The 23,255-nt window shown below is 46.4% G+C and carries 24 protein-coding genes and 2 pseudogenes; 11 read left to right on the forward strand and 15 right to left on the reverse strand.

Annotated elements, in window-relative coordinates; translation table 11 throughout:
* Positions 1-319: 319 nt before the first annotated feature.
* Positions 320-620, reverse strand: a pseudogene (locus AKL11_RS24810) (integrase core domain-containing protein); the annotation flags it as partial.
* Between AKL11_RS24810 and AKL11_RS20715 the strand changes: the two are divergent.
* A complete protein-coding gene (locus tag AKL11_RS20715; RefSeq protein WP_067521546.1) occupies positions 578-766 on the forward strand; it encodes an HAD family hydrolase in 189 nt (62 codons plus the stop codon). The pseudogene AKL11_RS24810 and the gene AKL11_RS20715 overlap by 43 nt on opposite strands.
* A 168-nt stretch (positions 767-934) precedes the next feature.
* A complete protein-coding gene (locus tag AKL11_RS20720) occupies positions 935-3,637 on the forward strand; it encodes a ShET2/EspL2 family type III secretion system effector toxin (protein WP_095210582.1) in 2,703 nt (900 codons plus the stop codon).
* 78 nt (positions 3,638-3,715) lie between these two features.
* Here the strand turns inward: AKL11_RS20720 and AKL11_RS20725 are convergent.
* Positions 3,716-4,375: pseudogene (locus tag AKL11_RS20725) on the reverse strand (integrase core domain-containing protein); the annotation flags it as partial.
* 318 nt (positions 4,376-4,693) lie between these two features.
* On the reverse strand, positions 4,694-5,134 hold the full coding sequence (locus tag AKL11_RS24815; RefSeq protein WP_095210583.1) for a tRNA-uridine aminocarboxypropyltransferase: 441 nt from the start codon (positions 5,132-5,134) through the stop codon (positions 4,694-4,696).
* A gap of 126 nt (positions 5,135-5,260) precedes the next feature.
* Between AKL11_RS24815 and AKL11_RS20730 the strand changes: the two genes are divergently transcribed.
* A complete protein-coding gene (locus tag AKL11_RS20730; protein WP_067521550.1) occupies positions 5,261-6,241 on the forward strand; it encodes a transposase in 981 nt (326 codons plus the stop codon).
* A 92-nt stretch (positions 6,242-6,333) separates the two neighbouring features.
* Here the strand turns inward: AKL11_RS20730 and AKL11_RS20735 are convergent, their stop codons facing one another.
* From AKL11_RS20735 to AKL11_RS20755, 5 genes are read right to left on the reverse strand one after another with little or no spacing between them, the layout of a single operon-like run.
* Complete coding sequence (locus AKL11_RS20735) at positions 6,334-6,864, reverse strand: DUF3299 domain-containing protein (RefSeq protein ID WP_067521552.1); 531 nt, start codon at positions 6,862-6,864, stop codon at positions 6,334-6,336.
* Positions 6,865-6,879: 15 nt separating this feature from the next.
* Entirely contained in the window at positions 6,880-8,142 is a 1,263-nt protein-coding gene (locus tag AKL11_RS20740) for an ABC transporter permease (RefSeq protein ID WP_067521554.1), read from the reverse strand.
* On the reverse strand, positions 8,142-8,864 hold the full coding sequence (locus AKL11_RS20745; protein WP_067521556.1) for an ABC transporter ATP-binding protein: 723 nt from the start codon (positions 8,862-8,864) through the stop codon (positions 8,142-8,144). The genes AKL11_RS20740 and AKL11_RS20745 overlap by 1 nt, the downstream gene beginning before the upstream one ends.
* Complete coding sequence (locus AKL11_RS20750) at positions 8,864-9,484, reverse strand: ZrgA family zinc uptake protein (protein ID WP_067521558.1); 621 nt, start codon at positions 9,482-9,484, stop codon at positions 8,864-8,866. Before AKL11_RS20750 ends, AKL11_RS20745 begins: the two co-directional genes overlap by 1 nt.
* 37 nt (positions 9,485-9,521) lie before the next feature.
* Positions 9,522-9,857 carry a hypothetical protein gene (locus AKL11_RS20755; RefSeq protein ID WP_157794276.1) on the reverse strand — a complete coding sequence of 112 codons (336 nt, stop codon included), beginning with the start codon at positions 9,855-9,857 and terminating at the stop codon, positions 9,522-9,524.
* A 266-nt stretch (positions 9,858-10,123) separates the two neighbouring features.
* Between AKL11_RS20755 and AKL11_RS20760 the strand changes: the two genes are divergently transcribed.
* Positions 10,124-10,519 (forward strand): OsmC family protein, encoded by a 396-nt coding sequence (locus AKL11_RS20760; RefSeq protein WP_067521563.1) that lies wholly within the window; start codon positions 10,124-10,126, stop codon positions 10,517-10,519.
* Positions 10,520-10,534: 15 nt separating this feature from the next.
* Complete coding sequence (locus AKL11_RS20765) at positions 10,535-10,933, forward strand: ACT domain-containing protein (RefSeq protein ID WP_067521566.1); 399 nt, start codon at positions 10,535-10,537, stop codon at positions 10,931-10,933.
* Positions 10,934-10,972: 39 nt separating this feature from the next.
* On the opposite strand, the gene AKL11_RS20770 is transcribed toward AKL11_RS20765, so the two are convergent.
* Positions 10,973-11,359: a hypothetical protein gene (locus AKL11_RS20770; RefSeq protein WP_067521568.1), complete on the reverse strand. Its 387-nt coding sequence runs from the start codon at positions 11,357-11,359 to the stop codon at positions 10,973-10,975.
* Positions 11,360-11,560: 201 nt separating this feature from the next.
* Positions 11,561-12,481 carry a permease gene (locus AKL11_RS20775; protein WP_067521570.1) on the reverse strand — a complete coding sequence of 307 codons (921 nt, stop codon included), beginning with the start codon at positions 12,479-12,481 and terminating at the stop codon, positions 11,561-11,563.
* 145 nt (positions 12,482-12,626) lie between these two features.
* On the opposite strand from AKL11_RS20775, the gene AKL11_RS20780 reads away from it, so the two are divergent.
* The gene (locus tag AKL11_RS20780) at positions 12,627-12,923 is read left to right on the forward strand and encodes an ArsR/SmtB family transcription factor (protein WP_067521572.1); all 297 of its coding nucleotides are present in this window, start codon (positions 12,627-12,629) and stop codon (positions 12,921-12,923) included.
* Between the two features lie 175 nt (positions 12,924-13,098).
* Here the strand turns inward: AKL11_RS20780 and cspE are convergent, their stop codons facing one another.
* Positions 13,099-13,308 carry a transcription antiterminator/RNA stability regulator CspE gene (gene cspE / locus AKL11_RS20785; RefSeq protein ID WP_067521575.1) on the reverse strand — a complete coding sequence of 70 codons (210 nt, stop codon included), beginning with the start codon at positions 13,306-13,308 and terminating at the stop codon, positions 13,099-13,101.
* Positions 13,309-14,375: 1,067 nt separating this feature from the next.
* On the opposite strand from cspE, the gene AKL11_RS20795 reads away from it, so the two are divergent.
* Together AKL11_RS20795 and AKL11_RS20800 are read left to right on the forward strand one after the other, a co-directional pair.
* Positions 14,376-14,684: an ArsR/SmtB family transcription factor gene (locus AKL11_RS20795; RefSeq protein ID WP_067521842.1), complete on the forward strand. Its 309-nt coding sequence runs from the start codon at positions 14,376-14,378 to the stop codon at positions 14,682-14,684.
* 85 nt (positions 14,685-14,769) lie between these two features.
* Positions 14,770-15,984, forward strand: a complete 1,215-nt coding sequence (locus tag AKL11_RS20800) for an NADH:flavin oxidoreductase/NADH oxidase family protein (protein WP_067521579.1) — start codon at positions 14,770-14,772, stop codon at positions 15,982-15,984.
* A gap of 392 nt (positions 15,985-16,376) precedes the next feature.
* Here AKL11_RS20800 and nadS read toward each other — a convergent pair whose 3' ends face one another.
* The 3 genes from nadS to AKL11_RS20815 all read right to left on the reverse strand — a co-directional run bounded on the left by nadS (position 16,377) and on the right by AKL11_RS20815 (position 19,052).
* Positions 16,377-16,667, reverse strand: coding sequence for a NadS family protein (gene nadS, locus AKL11_RS20805; protein WP_067521581.1), 291 nt, complete (start codon positions 16,665-16,667; stop codon positions 16,377-16,379).
* Positions 16,668-16,799: 132 nt separating this feature from the next.
* Complete coding sequence (locus AKL11_RS20810) at positions 16,800-17,531, reverse strand: GNAT family N-acetyltransferase (RefSeq protein ID WP_067521583.1); 732 nt, start codon at positions 17,529-17,531, stop codon at positions 16,800-16,802.
* Positions 17,532-18,014: 483 nt separating this feature from the next.
* A complete protein-coding gene (locus tag AKL11_RS20815; protein ID WP_157673697.1) occupies positions 18,015-19,052 on the reverse strand; it encodes a hypothetical protein in 1,038 nt (345 codons plus the stop codon).
* Between the two features lie 123 nt (positions 19,053-19,175).
* Here AKL11_RS20815 and AKL11_RS20820 point away from each other — a divergent pair, with 123 nt between their 5' ends.
* The gene (locus AKL11_RS20820; protein ID WP_067521585.1) at positions 19,176-20,381 is read left to right on the forward strand and encodes an IS1096 element passenger TnpR family protein; all 1,206 of its coding nucleotides are present in this window, start codon (positions 19,176-19,178) and stop codon (positions 20,379-20,381) included.
* 29 nt (positions 20,382-20,410) lie between these two features.
* Here AKL11_RS20820 and recD2 read toward each other — a convergent pair whose 3' ends face one another.
* Positions 20,411-22,603 (reverse strand): SF1B family DNA helicase RecD2, encoded by a 2,193-nt coding sequence (gene recD2, locus AKL11_RS20825; RefSeq protein ID WP_067521586.1) that lies wholly within the window; start codon positions 22,601-22,603, stop codon positions 20,411-20,413.
* 377 nt (positions 22,604-22,980) lie between these two features.
* On the opposite strand from recD2, the gene AKL11_RS25370 reads away from it, so the two are divergent.
* Both AKL11_RS25370 and AKL11_RS26520 read left to right on the forward strand, forming a co-directional pair.
* Complete coding sequence (locus AKL11_RS25370; protein ID WP_157673698.1) at positions 22,981-23,133, forward strand: hypothetical protein; 153 nt, start codon at positions 22,981-22,983, stop codon at positions 23,131-23,133.
* The gene (locus tag AKL11_RS26520) at positions 23,127-23,252 is read left to right on the forward strand and encodes a hypothetical protein (protein WP_281180475.1); all 126 of its coding nucleotides are present in this window, start codon (positions 23,127-23,129) and stop codon (positions 23,250-23,252) included. Before AKL11_RS25370 ends, AKL11_RS26520 begins: the two co-directional genes overlap by 7 nt.
* Positions 23,253-23,255 lie beyond the last annotated feature (3 nt).

Raw genomic sequence — 23,255 nt, forward strand, 5'->3', positions numbered from 1 at the left:
GGGGTCAGGGCCCGTAGAGGCCGAAGACCTGATGAGGCGGGAGTGAGCGGATTCCATCAGGGCCAGAGGCATTGAGACCTCACCCCAAAGGCCGGATATATGGAAGCATTACTCTTTAACGTCATGGTGAAAACTTTTCCTTGCATCGCGGGGCGGACCATATATGACACCAGTTTTTACATTTGTAATGCACGATGAAAGACCTGACACCAGTTTTTTGACACCAGTTTTTAAAAAATAACGTAACTGTTCAGCTGTAGTCGTCACGATCTGACCTGACACTTACCCGGCATAAGTCGTTTGTACCGTCAGGTTAGATTCAGGCTGTCTGTTTTTCCTTACAGATCGTTTTGCCATCGTCTAAAGTCTGCAATAGGTGTTCTACCACAACAGATCTTGCCCTGATGGGTTCGATCATTGTTGTATTCCTCCATCCAGACATCCAAATCCCTCTGAAGTTCCGCTAAATCAGTGTAAACCTTCTTTCTGAAGGTGATCTGACTGAAGGTGATCTGATAAAATTCATTGAGTATTGTCTTGTGGAAGCGTTCACAAATACCATTGGTTTGCGGGTGTCGTGCTTTGGTTTTTGTGTGCTCAATGTCACTGGCAGGCAGATATTGCGGGTGCTCACAACAGTGGTATAACCTCCGTCTGGATTCAGCATCAGCAGCCTCTTGATGCTGAATTAGGGATTAACCCGAACCACACCGTCATGGGGCCGGAAGAAATTCCGGCCTTAATTCGAGCGCTGCACGCTTGTTGAATAAACGCTTCTCAGGTAATAGAGGCTATCCATAAAAATCCCGTTGTAAATCCATATTTAATATATGGATATTCTTTATATTTTTGTTAAATATTATTCATCTGTTAACGATAAACACTCTAATACTCACCTCTACGCTGCAAGCCTTAACATAAAGAGCTTTACAATATGGAATCAAGTAGCCGTGGTCATGCGTCAAAAATAACAGCGTTGCAGGACCCAGGCAGCTTGGAGATGAGTGTCACGTCGGAGAAGAAGGGCGCAGCGTGGCAGCGTAAAGTCACTTTTATAGAAAACAGCACTTCTTATTTCAAGAAATTAAAGAAGAATTATTTAAAGATATTAAAGAAGAATAAATCCATACCTTCAAAATCCTTAATAGATCGAAAAGTTGAGCAACTGGAAAAGGTATCCCGTACGTACTCACTGCGTCCAAACCACGTCGCGCCACAAGCAGATGATGCTAAAACAGAGGCTATAAAAATTTTAGGTTATTACTCAAAGGGAGAGCAGAAGGACCTTAATTGTAAGGCGGTAAGTACAAAAGATAAGAAGTTAATCGCATGCAGGCATCTGGCTGAAGCCCGTGCTCGAGGGGTCATTGGTACCAAAAAATCAAAAAAATATTCGTCGGTCAGTAAGCCTCAACAAATAAGCGAACACACACACATTAAAACCGATGATGAATTGAAAGAAACGGTAGTTACGCATTGTAAGAAAGCCCAAGAAAATTATTACTTTGATAAAAACGGATTAGGTGCGGTACTGCAGGCGGCGATAACGCATAAAAAGAATAGAAACTGTCATCAAAAGGATAGAAGCGGTCATCAAAAAATTTACCATTTTCAATCATTGAGTCATGACATGACGCTGGAGATGGTTTGGTCTGATGATCATCATGAGATCAAATTGAATTTTTATGACCCTAATGACACAGTAAGGGAGCGCCGTATAATCGTATCTTCCTTCAATGCTTTGAAGGATTTAACACTGGAGGATTTAATACCTGAAAAGGCAAATGTTGATCTCTACTTTCCAGAACGCCCGCTTGCGGGTTTTTTGCAAAGCCCAGAGATTGAAAGCAAACCGGGTAGCGCTTTGACTGTTATAGAATCTAAGCTATCACCTGCGCTGTTGAACTTATTACTTCGTAGTGGCGTTTATGGATCGGATAGTTCAGCTAAAGATGTTGAAAATTCCATTAATGAGATAATGACTCGCGAGCTTCGGACTTATGAGTATAAAAAAGAATTGCTGGCAGCCAAGAACGCAAACGGTACTCCCGGCCTTCTCATGGCACTGCAGAATGGACACGCTAAAGCGACTAAAGCCATTGTAGATGGAATAATATCCAGCTACTGGATGACTGATGAGGATAAACAAGAACTACTGGCAGCCAAGAGCGCAAACGGTTTTCCCGGCCTTTACATGGCACTGCAGAATGGACACGTTGAAGCGGCCAAAGCCGTTGTAGATGGAATATTATCCAGCAAGCTGAGCCTTAAGGGTAAACAAGAGCTACTGGCAGCGAAGCTCCAAGACGGTACTTCCGGCCTTTACATAGCACTGGAAAAGGGACACGCTGAAGCGTTCAAAGCCGTTGTAGATGGAATATTATCCAGCCAGCTGAGCCTTAAGGGTAAAGAAGAACTACTGGCAGCCAAGCGCAAAGACGGTATTCCCGGCCTTTACATGGCACTGCAGAATGGACACGCAAAAACGATCAAAGGCTACGTAGATGGAATATTATCCAGCGAGCTGAGTCTTCAGGATAAAGAAGACCTGCTGCTAGTCAAGAAGCAAGGTGGTTTTCCCGGCCTTTATGCGGCACTGCAAGATGAACACCCTGAAATGCCCAAACCCTTGGTAAATGCAATATTATCCAGCGAGCGGATTCTTAAGGATAAAAAAGAACAACTGGCAGCCAAGCGCCAAAACATTATTCCAGGCTTTTTGTCTGCACTGGAAAATGGACACGCTGAAACGGTCAAAGGCTATATAGAGACAATATTATCCAGCGAACTGAGTCTTGGGGATAAAAAAGAACTGCTGGAAGCCAAGCGCGAATACGGTTGTTCCGGCTTTTTCCTTGCACTTAAAAATGGGCACGCTAAAACGGTCAAAGCCTATGTAGATGGAATATTATCCAGTGATCTGAGTCCTAAGGATCAAAAAGGACTACTGGCAGCCGAGGATAAAATGGGTACTCCCGGCCTTTATATGGCACTGGCAAACGGACACGCTGAAGCGGCCAAAGCCTATGTAGATGGAATATTATCCAGCCAGCTGAGCCGTAAGGGTAAAGAAGAACTACTGGCAGCCAAGCGCAAAGACGGTATTCCCGGCCTTTACATGGCACTGCAGGATGGACACGCTGAAACGGTCAAAGCCGTTGTAGATGGAATATTATCCAGCGACTTGAGTCTTGAGGATAAACAAGAACTACTGGCAGCCAAGCGCAAAGACGGTCTTCCCGGCCTTTTCATAGCACTGGAAAAGGGACACGCTGAAGCGGCCAAAGCCGTTGTAGATGGAATAATATCCAGCGACTGGATGACTGATAAGGCTAAACAAGAACTACTGGCAGCCAAGAGCGCAAAGGGTACTCCCGGCCTTTGCATAGCACTGCAGAATGGACACGCTGAAGCGGCCAAAGCCGTTGTAGATGGAATATTATCCAGCAAGCTGAGTCTTGAGGATCAACAAGAACTACTGGCAGCGAAGCGCAAAGACGGTGTTCCCAGCCTTCAATGGGTACAGGCGCTTGGATCCGGTGAAGCGATGAAAGCTGCGGTTAATGCCGTTATAGAGGCAATCTCCTCCAGCAAGCTAAGTGATCAGATTAAAGAAGAACTACTGCATAAAAAATAACGTAACTGTTCAGCTGTAGTCGTCACGATCTGACCTGACACTTACCCGGCATAAGTCGTTTGTACCGTCAGGTTAGATTCAGGCTGTCTGTTTTTCCTTACAGATCGTTTTGCCATCGTCTAAAGTCTGCATAGGTGTTCTACCACAACAGATCTTGCCCTGATGGGTTCGATCATTGTTGTATTCCTCCATCCAGACATCCAAATCCCTCTGAAGTTCCGCTAAATTAGTGTAAACCTTCTTTCTGAAGGTGATCTGACTGAAGGTGATCTAACTGAAGGTGATCTGATAAAATTCATTGAGTATTGTCTTGTGGAAGCGTTCACAAATACCATTGGTTTGCGGGTGTCGTGCTTTGGTTTTTGTGTGCTCAATGTCACTGGCAGCCAGATATTGCTGATAGTTGTGACTATCTAGTTTACCGCAGTATTCTGTGCCTCTGTCTGTCAACATTCTCAAGAGTGGAATGTCATGTTTAGCAAAGAAAGGTAGTACCCGATCATTTAGCAAATCTGCCGCAGTAATAGGGGTCTTTGTCGTATACAGCTTGCAGTGTGCAACCTTGCTGTAAGTATCAACAAAGGTTTGCTGATAGACTCGTCCGACACCTTTGAGCGTGCCCACAAAGAACGTATCTTGTGAGCCCAGATAGCCAGGATGCGCTGCTTCGATTTCGCCACAGGCCATATCGTTTTCTTTCTTCTTTTCCAGTGCAACAAGCTGTGATTCAGTGAGTACACTATTGCTTTGAGGAAAAATTGCGATGGTTTTGATAATTGTGATGATACCGCTCGACACCCATTGCGCTGATCTGGCGATCAATCAGCTGAGTGAAGGCATCGAGTAAAGGCTGGTATACGTCATTATTACCTTCATTGCCTTCTGCCTGTCGTAGTAAGCTGACAATAGCTTCTACGGTTGAAAGTGACTGCGCCTAGTGCAGCCAAGCGTTATAAGACATACATCCCCGTTCATCCTGAGCGGAGTCGAAGGATCAAAGCACCACACTTCGACTCCGCTCAGTGCGAACGGTATGGGTATTAACGCTTCCTTGCACTAGGAGGATTTTCTGATCCGGTATTCCGATAACTGCACCGGTTCGAGTGTCATAGCGGGTAATGTGTGGAGCGCCGGATTACAGTAAAAAATTTTTCTGGCCTTGCGCCATGTGCCATCAATGACAATGCAACACTCTGGCGGGGTAGCAGATGAAAGTAATGTGTTAGCGCGGGTGGCTTGCTCAGTAGGAAAGAGCAGGCAGCAGGACTGTGTGGCGAGCCGTTCCTGCAATACGGGGTGGTCAGAAAATTTTTCGCCGATCAATATCTGGCAATTACGAATGCTCAGTGCAGCAATGCGTGCGGTATTAAGTGCATGTCTGGATTCGCTAGGGTGCTGTAGTATGATTAAGTCGATACGTGCGGTGGTTTCCTGAAGATGCTTGCAATAACAGTAGTCGATCGGTCGATGGCAGCGTGAGCATTGGGCTCTGGGCATAGTGTTCTGTCGTGAAGGTTGGGTCGCAAATAATTTAGGACACCCATAAATTTGACTAACCGGTCAGACCATCTACTTTTGTTCTGAGCCCTCACGGCTCTAAACCTTCGGCAAAGGAGCAAACCCATGACTACCGCCCCGTCGAATCTTATCGATCCAGCCAGTACGCCGTATTATCACTGTATGGCGCGTTGCGTTCGCCGTGCTTTTCTGTGCGGTAAAGATCAATTCTCCGGTAAAAACTATGAGCACCGCCGCCAGTGGGTGGAGGATCGCCTGAATGTTCTGGCAGCTGTTTTTGCTCTGGAAATCTGCGCTTATGCTGTCATGTCCAACCACTATCACGTAATACTTCATATCAATCGCGAACAAGCGGAATCCTGGAGCATGAAGGAGGTTCTGCACCGCTGGTCGCAGCTTTTCTCCGGCCCCATGCTGGTGCAGCGTTATCTGGCAGGCGCGACAATGGGTGAGGCTGACTTGATAAAGGTTGAAGAATTTGCAGAAAAATACCGTCATCGTTTAAAAGATATCAGCTGGTTCATGAGATATCTTAATGAGCACCTTGCCAGAGAAGCCAATCGTGAAGACGGCTGCAAAGGCCGGTTCTGGGAAGGTCGCTACAAAAGCCAGGCATTATTGGATGAAGCAGCACTACTCACCTGCATGGCCTATGTAGATTTAAATCCGGTCAGAGCAAAAATGGCCAAAACACCAGAAAGCTCTCAATACACATCCTTCAAAAAGCGAACTGATGTATACACCGGAAGTCAGAAGAAAAAGCAGCCAGCTCGTTTGAAGCCCTTGAAAGCACCCGGTCAAAACCCGGACAAAGCGATCCCATATACGCTGAGCTGTTATTTTGAACTGGTGGACTGGTCAGGGCGGATTATCAGTAAGGGCAAGCGAGGACGAATAGAAGACAATGTTCCGAATGTTCTCCATCGTCTCGGCATTGACCCTGATGAGTGGATTAACACCATGCGTTGGAATAACCGCTTTCGTCGTGCTGTTGGAAGGCTTTCTTCCCTGAAAGACTACGCCGGTCACATAGGACAACATTGGGTTCATGGTGTGTCTCCCAGTGTTTGCCTGTTTAAAGTGTGAGCCGTTACCAGAAGTGTAAAGCAGCCTGACTGCCGTGATTATGCCTTGGAATCCCCCCCCAACGAGAGGGAATCCGGAAGGTCGATGATTACTTATTCATACTCAATAATACTGTCAGGCGTAATCGCGTAGAGTACTTCTGTATATTCAGATTCATTCCTCTCCACTTTGATCACACCCTCAACCCAATAGGGCGTGTATCCGGCTTCAGTCACTTTTATCCCTTCTGGATAGCGGATAAAAATCGTCTGGTTGGGTGGCGGCGGTGGAACATGAATACACGCTCCCAACGTTGGTACCAGCAGCAGCTCGGTGGCCGTCTGATCCTGCTGAATATTCAACGGCACCAGATATCCCGGAACTCGCACCTTAGTTTCATTAAGGCTTTGCACAGGCACCTTGCCGAGCTCAGTCACATAGGCAATGGCTTCCGCTGGGGTAATTTCGCCAGCCTCGTACTTTTTAATCATGTCTTCCTCCACTGGCGGAGCAAGCTTATCCCAGCTGAGTTCTGTTACCTCGGTTTCTTTTTCTGCCGGCGCATCTTTTGCCAACGCACTTTGGCCGAACACTAGAAACGCTGACAACACAGCAACGAGGTAATGCAGTCTTCCTGTTTTCATCTTTTTATTCTCCAGTTACAGCCTGATGGTTAAGCCATCGGCCAGCGAGTTCCGATAGGCTTGCCATGCAGGCACCGTACCTAACAGTGTGGCACAACCAATAATGGCAACCATAAAGAGCAATTCAAAAGTGCCCGGTAAGGCAATGGCTATTTGCAACCCAAGCTTGATTTGCAAAATCGGCTGAATGGCAAAAAGCAGCCCGTATAAAAAAAGGACACCCAGAATTACGCCGGCAACACCATAAATCATCGATTCAATCATCATCAGCGCAAATATATGCCCCGGCCTTGCGCCAACCGAACGGAGAATGGCCATCTCCCGGCGTCGTTCATCCAGCGATGTCAAAATCGTGGTTAGCATACCAATCAAACCGGCGATCACCACCATCACCGATATGGCCAGCAAGGCTTTTTCTGCAGAACCCACCAGTTGCCAGAGTTCACCCAGAGCGACACCCGGCAGAATCGCCGTCATCGCTTCTTGAGGATATTCATTCACTTTGCGCTGAAAACGAAAGGCGGATATGCGGGATTTCAAACCAACATAAAAAGCCGTAATCGTGGTTGGCTGCAGCGACATACTCCGGACTTTATCCGCCGACACCGCCAGCATCGCATTGGGAGCAGCGCCATTAATCCAATCGACATGCAGTGCCTCAATCCCTTCCAGCGAAATCAGAATGGTGCGATCCATCGGCGTGCCAGTGGGTTTAAGAATGCCCGCGACACGAAATGGTTTGTCGTCATGCTCCTGTAATGACGTACTCTCAAGACCGTGGCTCAGGACTATATCCTGATCCAGTTGATATCCGAGAGAGGCAGCAACTTCTGAACCAAGCACCGCATCAAATAAATCGTCAAAAGGCATACCGCTGCGAAAGGCCAGAGGCTGATCATTGCCGTAGCGGAAATATGGGAACATTTCCTGGGAAGTGCCCACCACCCGATAGCCTCGATGGGAATCGCCCAAAGCAATCGGAATGGACCACGCCACAGCGCTATCGGAGGTCAAATCCTGATAGGTTTCCCAGGTAATATTGTTGGTAGCGTTTCCCATATGAAACACGGAATAGAGCAGCAAACTTAACGAACTGCTTCTGGCTCCCACCACCAGATCCGTACCCGACACGGTACTGGTAAAACTGTTTCGGGCTTCAACCCTGAGCCTTTCAACCCCCAACAACAGAGCCACACTGACGGCAATGGAAAGAATCGTCAGCAGTGCTGTGGTTTTACGGTTATTCAGGCTTTTAAGCGCCAGTTGAAGAATCGACATCACACCACCTCCCCAGTAGACGACGCAGAGTGCTGACTTGCCCGATTCACTCTATGAAGTGGAAGACAACGGTCAAACAATGCTTCCAGAGAATGGTCATGGCTAACAAAAATCAATGTGCTTCCTGTTGCCTCACACTCAGAAAACAGTAGTCGTATAAATGCTTCACGGGCATCAAAGTCCAAAGCAGACGTTGGTTCATCCGCAATAATAATATCCGGACTGCCAATCAGTGCACGAGCCGCCGCCACTCTTTGTTGTTGCCCAATACTGAGCTCCGTTACCGGGCGCTTTAACAATTCTGGATCACTGAGCCCAAGAAGAGCCAACAAGCGCATTGCTTCTGCTTCAGGAGAAACACCTGACCGCTGAACGGCTTGCGCCCGCTCGCTGGCAAACCCTAGGGGCAACGTGACGTTTTCTACCACGGACAGGTAGGGAATCAGATTAAACATCTGAAAAATAAAACCCACATGCCGGGCGCGGAAGTGATCTCGCTGAATGGGTGACAAACGACTAATGTCGTTACCAAGCACCTCTACTGTGCCTGAAGAAGGCGTCAAAACACCGCCCAACAAACCGAGCAATGTCGTTTTACCGGAACCCGAAGGGCCATGAATAAAGACCTTTTCACCTGGGTGAATCACCAGCTCTGGAATATCCAGAACCAGTGATTCAGCCACCCAACTGAAACGGACATCCTTAAGATGGATAACCGACATTAAAAGCGAACCTCAGGCTGTTTGCGGGTCATGGCTCCCGCCGTTTGACCTGAAGCGGTAAAACCCTGCACTTTCAGAGACTCGCTATTTGGGAAACGTTTAAACAGATTGGTTGAAATCCGGTTTAGTGCTTTTGTCTGTGCACACTCGTAAACGTAGGTCGCCTCAAAATCCATATGGGCGGACGCTTGCGCGCCTTCGCCATGATCATCGTGAGCCCCGTGATCATGGTGGTGCTCTTCATCATCGTCTTCATGGCTGTCTTCATGATCATCGTCGTGTTCTTTATGGTCTCCCTCTCCTCCAGCCATCGCCGAAGCCGTTGTTAACTCACAACCGGCCGCAACAGGAAATAACCAAAAATCACCATGCTCAAGCTCATGAAGTGCTTCACTGACTTGTTTACGCTGTGCATCCGTGGATACCGACTCAAAACCCAGAATATCAAAACCGGGGATTTCAAGTTCTATATGAAGCTGTTTGCCCTCTACCGCAAAGTTTACATACCCTGCACCATGAACATGGGCATCCGCATGACGACTCCCGCCATGGTTGTGAGCCAGAGCGACAGAGACAATGGATGTACTGGCCACTGCCAGCAGTTTAGAAAAATAATGCATGTTCAAATCCTGAATATTAATTTTAATCGGTTTTACATCAGGTTCTGGTAAACGGCGGCGCTCTGATTTTCTTCTTTATCGGTGTTGAAGACGTGAACGATAGGAGGCTCAGCGCATCGTCATAAACAGTATCATACGGCCCCTGAGGTTTCTGACAGGGTAAGGAAGCGGCAACTTGAGCCACCAACGAACAACCATGGGTGTGTTGCTTATCGGACTGCCAGTTGGCAGATAACGCCTCATCCTGCTCCTGGCCTATAAAGCTTGAGTCTGAATGATGATGCTCATCATAATATGTACTTTCTGCCCCAATCTGAGGGCTCCCGTGGACATGACTCAGAGCGTAGTTGACCACCAACAGATAAATCATCATCAGCAAAACAGGAAGGAATATGCCCCTCTTATTTTCACCTATGATTCTCTGAATACTGATGGACACTTTTGTCAGGCTTCCTTTCACGCGTTTCTATTTGATCAATGTTCTGCGACGTGCCAGATAAGGCCTGTCATTTATATCATGCCAGCTGGCCACATTTAAAACAAAATAGAAGGCGGTAGTCACTTCAACCAATACTTGCTGCCAGCGACAATGGTCTTTAAGCTCACCGCTCACACGTTGTCATTGGTTATCGATTCACCATGAGCATTAAGGTTGACTGGAAATGTCAGGGTGAGTTCAGCATCACCACAGTAAATGGTTTTAAACTTCATGCTGATGCAGAATCAAAGAAAGCCCCCTGCCCGACAGAGATTTTACTTGCCGCCTTAGGCAGTTGCAGCGCAACAGACGTTGTTTATGCCTTGAAGGAACAAGAGGTGGAGATACGTCGCTTTTGTAATGAAGTCACATTCCAGCTCACGGACAGCTCACCCCGCCTCTATAAGAGTGTCAATTTACACTTTATTGTCGAGGCTGCCGGCGTCACTAAAGAACAAATATTGCAGGCAGCAAAGGATGCCGTAAACAAATACTGCCATGTTTGTTTGATGTTGCAGCCAAACATCCACATTACATACACATGTGACGTCATTTAAACAGTAGGAGGCATTATGTCGGGCATTATTGAGTTAGAAGCACTCCTGAGATCAATGGAACCCAAACTGGTTGATGAGGAGTTTGTGTTTTGCACATTTCCCGGTCAACTGCAGGACTATCTGCACTTACAGCCTATAGCCACCTTTCTGGAATCAGAGGGGTTATCCCTGATCATTACGAGAACAATGGCTGATACATTCAAAGTGGGATACAGCAGTGTTTTCAAGCAAATCACATTAACGGTGCATTCCAGCCTAGACGCTGTCGGTCTCACCGCTGCTATCTCCAACAAGCTTGCATCGAAGGGTATCAGCGCCAACGTTGTTGCCGCTTACTATCATGACCATATTTTCATCCAGTCCGATAAAGCAGATATTGCACTTGCGGCACTGAAGGAGCTAACCGCTCAGTAAAACGTTAACTGACGCATAAACGGTGCAAGGCAAGAAAATTTAATCAATACACAATGTATGCTCTGCCTTGCCGTTAGACACATAAGTACGGCAACCAAACTGATCCGTTGACTCCAGACATTGCCCGACCACCTCGACGCCAGGAGTCACCACAGTACCCTTAACAATACAACCAACCTGGCAATCACTGGAATCAGCACACGCCTTACCAGCATCACTGGCTGGTAATACACAAGAATAGATTTGCAACCGACCAACCTGCCGCCATGCGCCATTTTGTGCACTGCACTCGCTGGCTGTTTTGATTGCATTGGCTTTTTCTGTCAGACGCACTTCGGAGTCGTGTTGAATCGTCTCTGAACCAATACAGCCCGTTAACATTAAAGTCGCGGAGGTGAGAATAAGAATGCTGCGAAAACCTGTCATGAATATCTACCCAGAACAATATGAGAAAGCAGCTGACATTTTCCCATTCACTTTTCAAAAGCACCAGCCACCGGCATTCTGTAAATGAAATACAGAAAAATTCCTCCCTGCTCCGTGTAGAGCAAAGAGGTCACTTCAGTCTGTCATCGTAGTCTTTAAATGCCCATCAAATAACCGGGACAACGCTCTTTAGCCCCGACATTAAGCAAGTATCAGCTGATACGCATATCCGGCAGTCACCGCCATACCAAACACTACGAACAAAAAGGCGATGATCAGTTTATTCTTAAACAACGATTTAAGCAGAATTACCTCAGTAATACTGGCACCCGCTGAACCGATGATCAGGGCAATAAGTGCGCCCATACCCATACCTTTTGCAAGCAGCACTGAGCTCAGAGCGATTAACGATTCGACCGTGATATACAACGGAACACCAATAACCGCAGCAGCAGGTACAGCCAACGGATTTTCAGGGCCTGCTACCGCCGTAATAATTTCAGTAGGTACAAAACCATAAACGAATGCACCAATACCAACACCAATCATTAAGTAAGGAAATGCACGCTTAAAGTCAAACGCTGCATTTTTGAACATACGAACAAGCAAATGATCCTGACTCAGTTTGCCAGAACTGCAAGTACTGGAACAGCTCACATTTTCTTCACGCCCCAGCATGGCTTCAGCCTTGATTGAATCTTCAAACCCAAATTTTTGCAGCAACCAGCCTGCCATCACGGCAACCACGGTCGCTGTGACGAAATAGAGTGTTGCTACCTGAATGTTGAATGTGTAAATCAGCAGACCAAGAACCGTTGGATTCAACAATGGGCTGGCAATCAGAAACACCATCACACTGCCAAACTTCACGTTGGCTCGAAACAATCCTTTCAAAAATGGAATCGTCGTGGCTGAACAAAAAGGCGTTACCACCGCCAGCATGGCTGCAACCAGATAACCCTTGTTACTGCCCATAGTGTTCTTCACTTTTTCCGGAGGCATGAAATGAGCAATCAAACCAACAATGTAGCTAAGCGTGAAAAACAAAACCGTGAGCTGCGCTCCCAGATAGACAAACATATACGCCGCATCGCGCAGCATAACCAGAAATTCTGAACTCATAATTGATCACTACAAAAGAAAGCAAACACAATATTTCAACTATTCAAGATTTATTGAAATCATGAAATGAGCGCGAATATTATCGACGTGGTATTATCATGTCAACATTTAATGAAACCATGAATTGTTCATCCAGAGACGAACTATGGACTCCATACAAAGTGCAAGAGTGTTGAAAGAACTGGGGCACCCGGAACGACTTCGTGTATTTCAGGAGCTGTCTGATGTGGGATTTGAAGGAATCACTGTCGGCGAGCTGAGAGACCGGCTGGGCATCAACGGTCCCACCTTATCCAACTACCTCTCCAACCTAGTTGCAGTTGACCTTGTTGTGCAGGTAAGAGAAGGGAAATCGATTCGCTGCACAGCCAATTACGATACTTTTGATGCAGCGTTTCACTATATTCGCAAGAACTGTGGCATGTGCCCAGCGACGTATTAATGCCTCAAAGCCCATCACCTTTGTCTTCGCGAAGGCTTTATCGACGTAGGTAAACGGCACTGCCAGCATACTGGGGATGATTTTTTTGAGCACAAAAAAAGGGCAATACCCGAAAGCACTGCCCTTTTTATACGCCTAAATAAAGTCTAATAGCTGCAATTGTGCAGCTCTGACATTACAGAGGACGGATGTCTTCAGCTTGTGGGCCTTTCTGACCCTGAGTGATGGTGAACTCAACGCGCTGGCCTTCAGCCAGAGATTTGAAGCCATCACCAACGATTTGACGGAAGTGTGCGAACACGTCTGGACCGCCATTTTCCTGAGCGATGAAACCAAAACCTTTCTCGTCATTGAACCACTTAACAGTACCGGTAGTAGTAGACATAGTCATATCCTGAAACTTAATAATAAAAGTGCCTTGTAATAAGGCGGTTGAGCTAGAAGCTTATTATCACTTATGAAGAGTATGGCGAGTTACTACACCCGGAACATCAAATCTTTGCATAAAAAATAAATCACACTTTTAACGTTCCGCCATTATACAGAGTATTATCCTAAACGCTATGGGCACTTGTATTCAATAAATAATATCGGTTACTCACTTATGAGGGCACAGATGCCTAGGAGCCTGTCAGACTTACCACTGACCTACTGCGAAAAAGCCGGATTTGGCCATTTTTTATGCTCCTTTTCGTTGAATAGCCCGCTATTCGCCTCAAAGGAGCATAAAAACTGACTCAAACCGGACTTTTTCTCGCTACGGTCGGCTAAGTCCGACAGGCTCCTAGCACAATCTTTCTGACTGAACGACTGGAGAATTGGACTTCGCTATATCTGTAAGCCTGATGCCCAAATAGAGCCCTATTCCTGCTGACAACGTATCTTCCGCTATTCATTGCCATTAGCCGTTGCTATATCGACATATAGGTACCCACATTCAAGAGTTTTACAATGCTCTGAGCCTACCAGAGAGGTCACTTTAGGAGATTGAGACGTCAGAAAGTGAGTGAGTAGCGTTATCAGGGAAAGAAATTGAAAGAGGTTTGGCCTGGTTTCCCCAAAGATCAGCACCTTAATCTTGATGCGGAATTGCACAGGCTTCAAAGGCTAGAAATTCTGTTTGGTTGTCCACTGGAATGGAATGACAAAAAATAGAAGCTGCTCTGCATCGCAACTAACCTGAATCGAGTGGCGTTGAACTGGTCTAATGAATGTTCCTTGCTAGCTTCTCAACACCCCGGCTGGCAATGTCTCCACCGATGTCCAGTTCGATAATACTGAGCAGGTTCAACTCAACCGCCGGATTAAGTGGAAGCCAGTTTACTCCAGAATCAGGGAAGTCTGGAGCTGGTTTATGCTTAACCAGACAGTAGTGACCAAAAATACAGACAGCGATTAATAAGCACACTTGAGGACTTGACCAACCACCCGTATATCGATAAATTGCGATTTATGAATATTGAACAAATTCTCTCTACCCTGAATAACCCTGTCCGACGCAACATTCTTGCATGGCTGAAGGACAGATCAAACTTCCCGCCAGCTTTGCCAGAACACAGGGATGTCGAAGGTGTATGCATCGGCTACATCCAGGAAAAAGCAGGGTTATCCCAATCAACCATCTCCAACTATATGAGCATGCTGAAGCAAGCTGGCTTGGTGCAATCGGAACGCCACGGTCAATGGACCTTTTACCGTCGAGATGAAGATGCTATTCAGAAGTTCCTGAACGCATTTCACAGTGAATTATTAAAGCCCTGAGACAATCCGAGACTGATGCAAGCACTCCCAACTAAAAACCACATCATAATATCTAGATTTCGAGATATACAAATAGAGAAATAACATGATCCATAAACCTTTAAAGCTGCCAAATGGCAGAGTGATACGTAATCGCCTGGTAAAATCAGCCATGTCGGAGGCGTTGGGAGATAAAAGCAATAACCCAACGAATGGCTTGATCAACTTATTTTCCCGTTGGAGCAAAGGCGGCGCTGGTCTTTTAATCACCGGCAATACGCCCATTGATCGAAAGCATTTAGAACATGCAGGGAACTTTGTTCTGGATACGCGAACCGACATGGATCGTGCAAAAAAACTGGCATCCGCAGCAAAAAGCGGTGGAGCCCTGGTTCTTGCCCAGTTAGCCCATGCTGGTAGACAAACGCCGGAGGCAATCAATAATCATCCACTTTCCATATCAGACATTCGACTGAACCTACCAGGATACGGAAAACCCACACCTGCCACCGATGCCGACCTTGAGGTGGTTATTCAACAATTTGCAACATCCGCAGCTCTGGCAAAAGAAGCTGGATTTGATGGTGTCCAAATCCATGCTGCTCACGGCTATCTGCTTAGCTCATCATTGTCACCCAGAATCAATACGCGCGATGATCTCTGGGGCGGAACACTCTCAAAACGAGCAAAACTCTTACTGTCCGTTATACAGAAAGTACGTGCCGGAGTTGGAGCTGATTTTATTATTTCCACAAAACTGAATTCCTCCGACTTTCAGAAAGGCGGCTTTTCCCATGCAGACAGCATAGAAGTAGCCAAGATGCTGGAAAGGGAGGGTGTCGACTTTATCGAAATATCCGGTGGCAACTTTGAAGCACCTGTTTCTTACCAACACACAGCAAAGAATGAGCGCACTGCTTCCCGTGAAGCCTATTTCCTGGATTACGCTCGGGATATTAAAGACGCTCTCACAATTCCAGTCATGGTAACCGGAGGGTTTCGATCCGTATCTATTATGAATCAGGCAGTGAGCGAAGGTTCTGCTGACTTAATCGGTATAGGACGACCTTTCATTATCGATCCAGAGTTTCCGGAAAAACTGCTCAATGGGAAACTCTCCGCAGCCCCATCTATAGAGCGTGATTTTTCTCCGGTAGATAAACTCCCCAGAGGCGCAGCTTTGAATTGGTTTTGTCATCAACTGGCTCTCCATGGTGTTCAAGGTGATTCAGATCTTTCTATTCCTATTATCGATGGTCACGAGCGGTATCTGGATACCATCAAATTATTAACGAACCGTATTACTAAAGTCGGAGATTAATAACTCAATAAAAGAGTTCGAATACAGTCCCAAGCCCCTACCGGCGGAATGGTCACGAACTCACAAAACCACAACACCCGAAACCACAGTGAAAGCACAATAGAATCAAATAGTGAAACGCTGTGGTTCTCGGAAGGGCTCGGACTACAGTTTTTCAGAGCGCAGAGAGAAAAGTAAGAAAAACGGGGAAAAATAACTTGTTTGCAGGGAGGGCGAATCCTCCGGCGAAGTGCGTTTAACCCTTTGTTTACAGGCCCTATAAACGACAAAACCCTTACGACAGATATTGTAAGGGCTTCAAACTCTCTATTAAGAAATTGGCGGTGGGGAGGGAACCAAGTGCGGAATGTTGTGATAACCAGTAGAAATATAGAACCAAAACACAATCAGAGTTACCCATGCAAAGCTTTTAATGTGCCTTCAGGGTCCACAGCAAAGATTCGCAATAACGCTTTAGCTGGCCCGGTTGGCTGACGACGCCCCTGTTCCCAGTTCTCCAACGTTCTTTTACTGACACCTATCAGCAAAGCAAACTTCCCTTGGCTAAGCCCTACTTTTTCACGAACAGCCTTCACTTCCAGTTCCGGAAACTCAGTCACTCTCGCGGCAAGTTTCTTGCCTTTACGGACATCATCCATTTCCTGGACACTTGCGAGCAGTTCATCAAACATTGATTTATCCATCGGACCACCTCTCTACCATTTTCTTCAGCAGCTTCTTCTGCTCTGCAGTCAGCTCCTCTTGTTCATTTTTTGGGTATACATACAAGCTCCAGTTCAGCACATGTTCACTTAAGAGCTTTCTTCAACCATCTTTTATACTTTCAAAGCAAAGAATGCCCGCACGCCACCAGTGCGATTGCTCTGATTTTCCATGACCTTTTTACATTCGAAACCCAGCCCGGTTAATAGGTTGACTGACGCCTGGTTATCAGGAGCAGCTGTAGCTGTAACCCAACTGAGAGGCAATTTTTTACACGTCTGCTCTTCAGGAAAAAAAGTGTTCACTTTATAGCCTTTTTGTTGATACTCCGGTATTGCTTTGTTAATTAGCGCAGCAGCAGCCTGCTTCCCATAACCTTTATTGCGATACTGCTGATGCTCAAGCCCGGCCATCTCAGAATATCCATCATATTCTCCTAGTTCACCGTACCACATACACTCCCCTCCACCAGCTACAATATGACCAACAAAAGGCTGATCCTGACAGGTTGAATCTTGAGATTTTTTAAAAACAGCTAAAGCACTATAGGGATTATCTGACTGCCATCTTTCAACCCAGTCGTTTACTCGTTTTTCCACTTGCTCTCTGTGAATGGGTTTACCTGAAGCGTATGTTTTAACCGTTTCTTCATCCCCCATAAGGGTACAATAGTTATCAACATCACAAGCCTGAATAGATCGCATGTAAAGATCTTCAGTATACATGTGAACAACAATTCCATTCGTTTTACTGTCGCAAGCCCCATCCTCTGAGGCCTGTTCAAAGCTCATCTCAATAGGACCATCATATGCCTTGCCAATTGGAAAGCTTGGTATGGACAACATAAACACAAAACTCTATTGAACGCAGATATATTTATAGAATCAGAAAAGTAAGAATAGTTCCGTCCAAAATTTTGAAACTCAACAAAGAATCCTCCACTAATAGATAAATAGAATTTCGAATCCAGTCCCGAGCCCCAACCGCCGGAATGGCCGCGAACCCGCAAAATCACAACACCAGAAACCACAGTGAAAGTATAATAGAATCAAATAGTTAAAAGCTGTGGTTCTCGGAAGGGCTCAGACCACAGTTTTTCAGAGAGCAAAGAGAGAAGTAAGAAAAACGGGGGGGAAATAGTTTTAAAAATGCAGGACCACAAACCACAGCATCATACGTTTAACCCTTTGTTTACAGGGCCTATAAACGACAAAACCCTTACGACAGGTATCGTAAGGGTTTCAATGTATGGCGGTGGGGAGGGAATCCATGACGGATTTTTTTGATAACCCATAAAAAAAAACTACAGTTCCCCATGATCTGATTACTTACTTCCGATTCCTTTTTCTGGCCTGTTTGGCCTGTTTTTGTTTTTTCTTCTTTCCTGCAAATTGAACAATTTTTTTGGTAGCAGGTTTTGGAATACCTGGAGCCAATGCCCCTTGCCAACCCAGCAGCGTCGAGCCAAGGGAAGGATAGGAGTTCATATCTTCAACATTACGATACTCTGCTTTCGGGTCTGTTGAGGGATAGCCTGTCAGATAAATCACATCATGCGCAAAGTTGCTGTAACCCATAGTCAGATATTCATTCCAGTATTTAAGCGCTGGCCCCCACTTCATAAATGAATCATAGTCCGCAGGATATCCTCTCGTAGCCATTTTTGGAATCATCCGATCAATAAGCTTCAGCAAGCCGGATTCGGTAATATTACGGACCACATAGGGCGTAGTGAATGCCACATGATAATCATACCCTTCAACCAGAGGGGGCATTAATCGTATATACCAGATTTCCCCACATCCCCCCTGATAACCAGAACTGCAATGGCATAAGCACAGACGATTGGTTTTTAACTCCCTCAGCTGAATGTATTCGCCCTGCATGCCTTCATGAACATAAAATCCCATCCGGGACTGTTGCATGACTTCCAGCGTTTCGACAAGTCCATCAGGAGAACCCAATTCACGAGTCATCTTAATCATACAGTCAGTGATGGTTTCCTGATGTCCCCCGAAAGGAAGGTCAAAGCTCGACCAGCAAAAGAAATAGCTTCTGCTCAATGGGCTCATTGGAGGCCCCGCAGGCATATAGTCTTTTTCAAGACTAACGTATAATTTCACCCATTCCTGAAGTTCAGGAAACTCCACCGCTTGCTCAACCAGAACTGATAAAAAATTCTGGGCATATAAATAGACTGCATGAAGTGGGTCATACCCCTCATCCATCAAGACATCGGGTGTCTTGACCTCTTCATTCAAGAAATGTGCGTACTCTCTTCCCGCCTTCACCTGATCAAAATCGACCAGAACTTTTCTCTGCTCATGCCTAAGGCGCTCAATCAGACTTTCCTGCATACTCTTCATGCCGTAGATCCAAACTGCTTATAGTCAATGATTTCTATTTTATACTGTTGTGCGACTCTTGCCTTGAATTTAAGTCAATGTCACTCAGCACTTTCTAAAACTTCATAGCCACCACATAAAACAATGCAATACATCAAACTTTCACCGCATGCACTGAAAATCATTCAATCTCAGAAATTCTCTGATACAGAGCCAGGTTCTGTCGTTCGGGATTTCAATATATTGCTAAACCGAGCTGCAGAAAAGCCCGTGCCTTTGAGTAAGGGTAAGCGGCAGCCCGTCCAGAAATGGACGGTGCTTTTGAATGAAGAACTGACAATTCCTGACCACCCTGAGCTCAAACGACCACTCACCATCCACTACCCTTCTGTACTGTGCCTTTACTTACTGATCCGAGCTTCAGGGCTTGGCAGAATCATCATAACAGGTGCCAACAAACTGCAGCTGATCACCAATGAAAATATGATAATTCAGTGGCAACAACTGACGCCAGTAGAACAATATTTCAGCCTGCTCGATGCTTGGCTAACCCGAGGCAGCTCTGACATCATTGGTGAGGAACTCGATGGTCGGGATCATCGTCCATTGAGCTGCAGTGGTGTTACCTTTCTCAGACACTCAGATTTTCTTGAAGAACCTATTTCTAACATCGGTCTTGAAGCACTCCCTATCAGCTTTGGTTCATATAACATCGCATTGCTGAACCTTTTTGGCCTTGCTAATGTCCAGTGGCAAACCACCAATCAGCTTGAGATGCTTCAGTTTACGTCGCTGGGTGTCACTTTATTGAACGCCTTCCAGAAATCCATAGACCTTCATGGACTGGCTCTGCCTGCTGGTTGTAAAGATATACTCTACGAAGATGACGGTATGTTACAAGTAGTTAAACAATGGCGGGATGATGTTAAACAATTACTGCATCCATCCAATGTACAACTCCATAACAGCTACATCATTAAAGTGTCCATGTATGCTTACAAGTGCCATAGAACATTGATGGTCCCAGTCAACGCAACCATGGAACAATTAGCCACAGCCATTCTGGCATCATTTTCATTCAGCAATCAGCACCTGCATAATTTTAGCTATGAGGATGGTTACGGTGATACCTGCAATGTCGTCGACCCTCGATTAAGGTCCAGATATGTGGACTATACCGATGATACTTTTATAAAAGACCTTCCACCCATCCCTGGAGATCAATTCAGCCTTTTTTATGACCTCAATAATCCTTGGAAGTTTGTTATAGACATAATCGAAGGCATTGATGAAAAAACAGATACCATCACGGTGACTGACCGCAAAGGTGAGGCACCAAAAGAAAACTGACCTATGGACAGGACAGGTAGCCAGTTTTCTTATCCCAACCTCGCCTTTAAGTTGGTCAACCGGCGGTTCGACTTTCGGTTTCGTGCCGCCATACCCACTGCCTTGGGCTGCCCCACCAGCACCACCATCTGTTTACCCCGGGTGACACCAGTGTAGAGCAGGTTCCTTTCCAGCAAAGTAAAATGCTGCATGGCCATGGGGATCACCACACAAGGGTATTCTGAACCCTGACTTTTATGGATAGTCGTGGCATAAGCCAGTGACACTTCGTCCAGTTCATTGACCGGATACAAAACATCGCGATCATCGAAATTAATAATCAACTCACCTTCTTCTATATCAATACTTTTTACCCGACCAATGTCGCCATTAAACACTTCTTTATCGTAGTTATTGACTGTCTGAATCACTTTATCCCCCGGCGCATAGGTCCAACCATAGCGGGTAACCCGTGGATGTGCGTCTGGATTCAGAGCTTCCTGCAAGGCCACATTCAAACTGCGAGCACCTAAACCACCCCGATTCATGGGCGCCAGCACCTGAATATCATTGACCGGATCAAAGCCGAATTTCTCTGGTAATCGTCGTGTAACCACCGACATCAGTTTGGCAAATAGTTCTTCAGGCTCTTCCCCGGTCAAATAGAAAAAGTCGGTCTCCTCTCCTTTTTTTGTCACTTTGGGTGCCTGCCCTCGATTGATAGCGTGGGAGCCGGTAATAATCTGAGAAGTCGCCGCCTGCCGGAAAATCTCGGTCAACCGGGCCACCGGCACCTTACCCGATTCCATCAGATCACTGAGTACAGAACCCGGCCCCACCGAAGGCAGCTGATCCACATCACCCACCAGCAAAACTGCCGCCGAATCCGGCACGGCTCGCAACAGTTGATTCATCAACACCACATCGACCATGGAACACTCATCCACCACCAGCAGGTCAGTTTCCAGTGGGTTGTCAGCATTGCGTTTGAAATCAAAAGCAGACGGATCAAAATCCAATAACCGGTGAATTGTGGTGGCATCCTGCCCGGTTGATTCAGAAAGCCGTTTGGCAGCCCTGCCGGTGGGTGCGCACAAGGTGACATCCACCCCTTTAGCCGCAATAATTTTGAGAATGCTATTCACCACCGTCGTTTTACCAACTCCGGGGCCACCGGTGATAATGCAGAACTTTTTCTGCACGGCCAACGCAATGGCTTCTTTTTGAGAACCCGACAGCGTTATCGCATTCTTTTTTTCCACCCAGGGAGTGGCCTTCTCCATATCAATAGACGACCAGCTTGAGGTACCACTCAACAAACGGTTCACATGCTTAGCCACACCCGATTCAGCACGATAGAGCGGGGTCAGAAACAGGCAGGGAATGTCATCAATGGTTTCCGGCGTCAACCGATCTTCATTCACCTCACACTGGATCGCCTCCTTAATGGTGTCTTCAGGAATTTCCAGCAGTTTTACCCCATCCATCACCAGGGACTGAAAGGGCTGAGCGCAATGACCATTCCCCGAACATTCCTGCAATACGTGACGAACTCCAGCCTGCGCTCGAATTAACGACACCCGGTCAATGCCCAATTGCATTGCCAAATCATCCGCCGTTTTAAAACCAATACCGTGAATATCCAGCGCCAGCCGGTACGGGTTTTCCTGCACCTTCGCTACGGACTCATCCCCATAGGTTTTATAAATGCGTACCGCACGAGCAGTGCCAACACCATGAGATTGCAGAAAAACCATAATCTCTCGAATTACCTTCTGCTCCGACCAGGCCGAAGTAATCTTCTCCCGTCGTTTTTTGCCGATCCCCTCCAGCTCCATCAAACGTTCTGGATTCGCTTCGATAATATCGAACACCTGTTCACCAAACGCCTTCACCAGCCGTTTGGCAAAATGAGGGCCGATCCCTTTCACCATGCCGGAACCAAGATACTTTTCGATGCCTTCAAGGGTATTGGGTGTGACGGTTTTGATCTGCTTAACCTTAAACTGAACCCCATGTTTGTGGTCGTTGAACCAGAAACCGCTGGCGTCTACAAACTCACCCGGAGTAATGGATGGCGTACTGCCCGTCATCGTCACCAGATCACGCTGACCTTTGCACTTCACCCGGATCACAAAAAAACCGCTGGCTTCGCTATGGAAGGTGACACGCTCTACCGACCCCTGTAGATGAACCATTGGCTGGTGATCAGAAATGCGTTGATGGTTGGAGAAAGTATCCATTAATAAAGTGTCGTTTACCAATCAGAGAGACAGGGAGAACTACAGGATATTACTAAAACGGATTTATTCAAACGACAAAGGTTTAACTGACGACTTAGCAGGGCGTCAATTACTAGGGTATGTTGATGAAAAACAAGTAAGGAATGTCCCGAAGACCGACAACTTAAGTAATCCTTGAAACGACCTACAGTTAAACCCGACACTCATAAGTTCGTAAAGACACCACTATCCCCCATCCTCTCACAAGCGTAAAATGCCGTACTTTCCAAAAAACTTCCCACTGAGCTATCTGGTCCCATGCTCCCCAGCGTCAATAAAAGACAATGGTAAAATCCACGGGCGGTAGCGTGCCCGGGCTGGTCAGGCAAACAAACACAATGGCTACACCTGATTTTCAAAGCACTATGCGTCCCTTTATGCGCCCCTTTATGCGCCCCTTGCTGGTGGCGGTAGACGAAAGCCGGTTTGTTGGACTCACCTGCTCGGTCACCGCTGAAAATCACCGAACGGGGACTTACAGCACTTGCTAATTGTACTGATCGATCGTCACCAGCTGGCTCAGCTAATAATTGATTTTGGTCTGGGCGTCAGCACGCGAGAAGTGTATGAAATTAAATCCATCGACTCCGATTACTTCAGCGCAGATTAACCG

Source organism: Endozoicomonas ascidiicola, assembly GCF_001646945.1.
Lineage (GTDB): Bacteria > Pseudomonadota > Gammaproteobacteria > Pseudomonadales > Endozoicomonadaceae > Endozoicomonas > Endozoicomonas ascidiicola.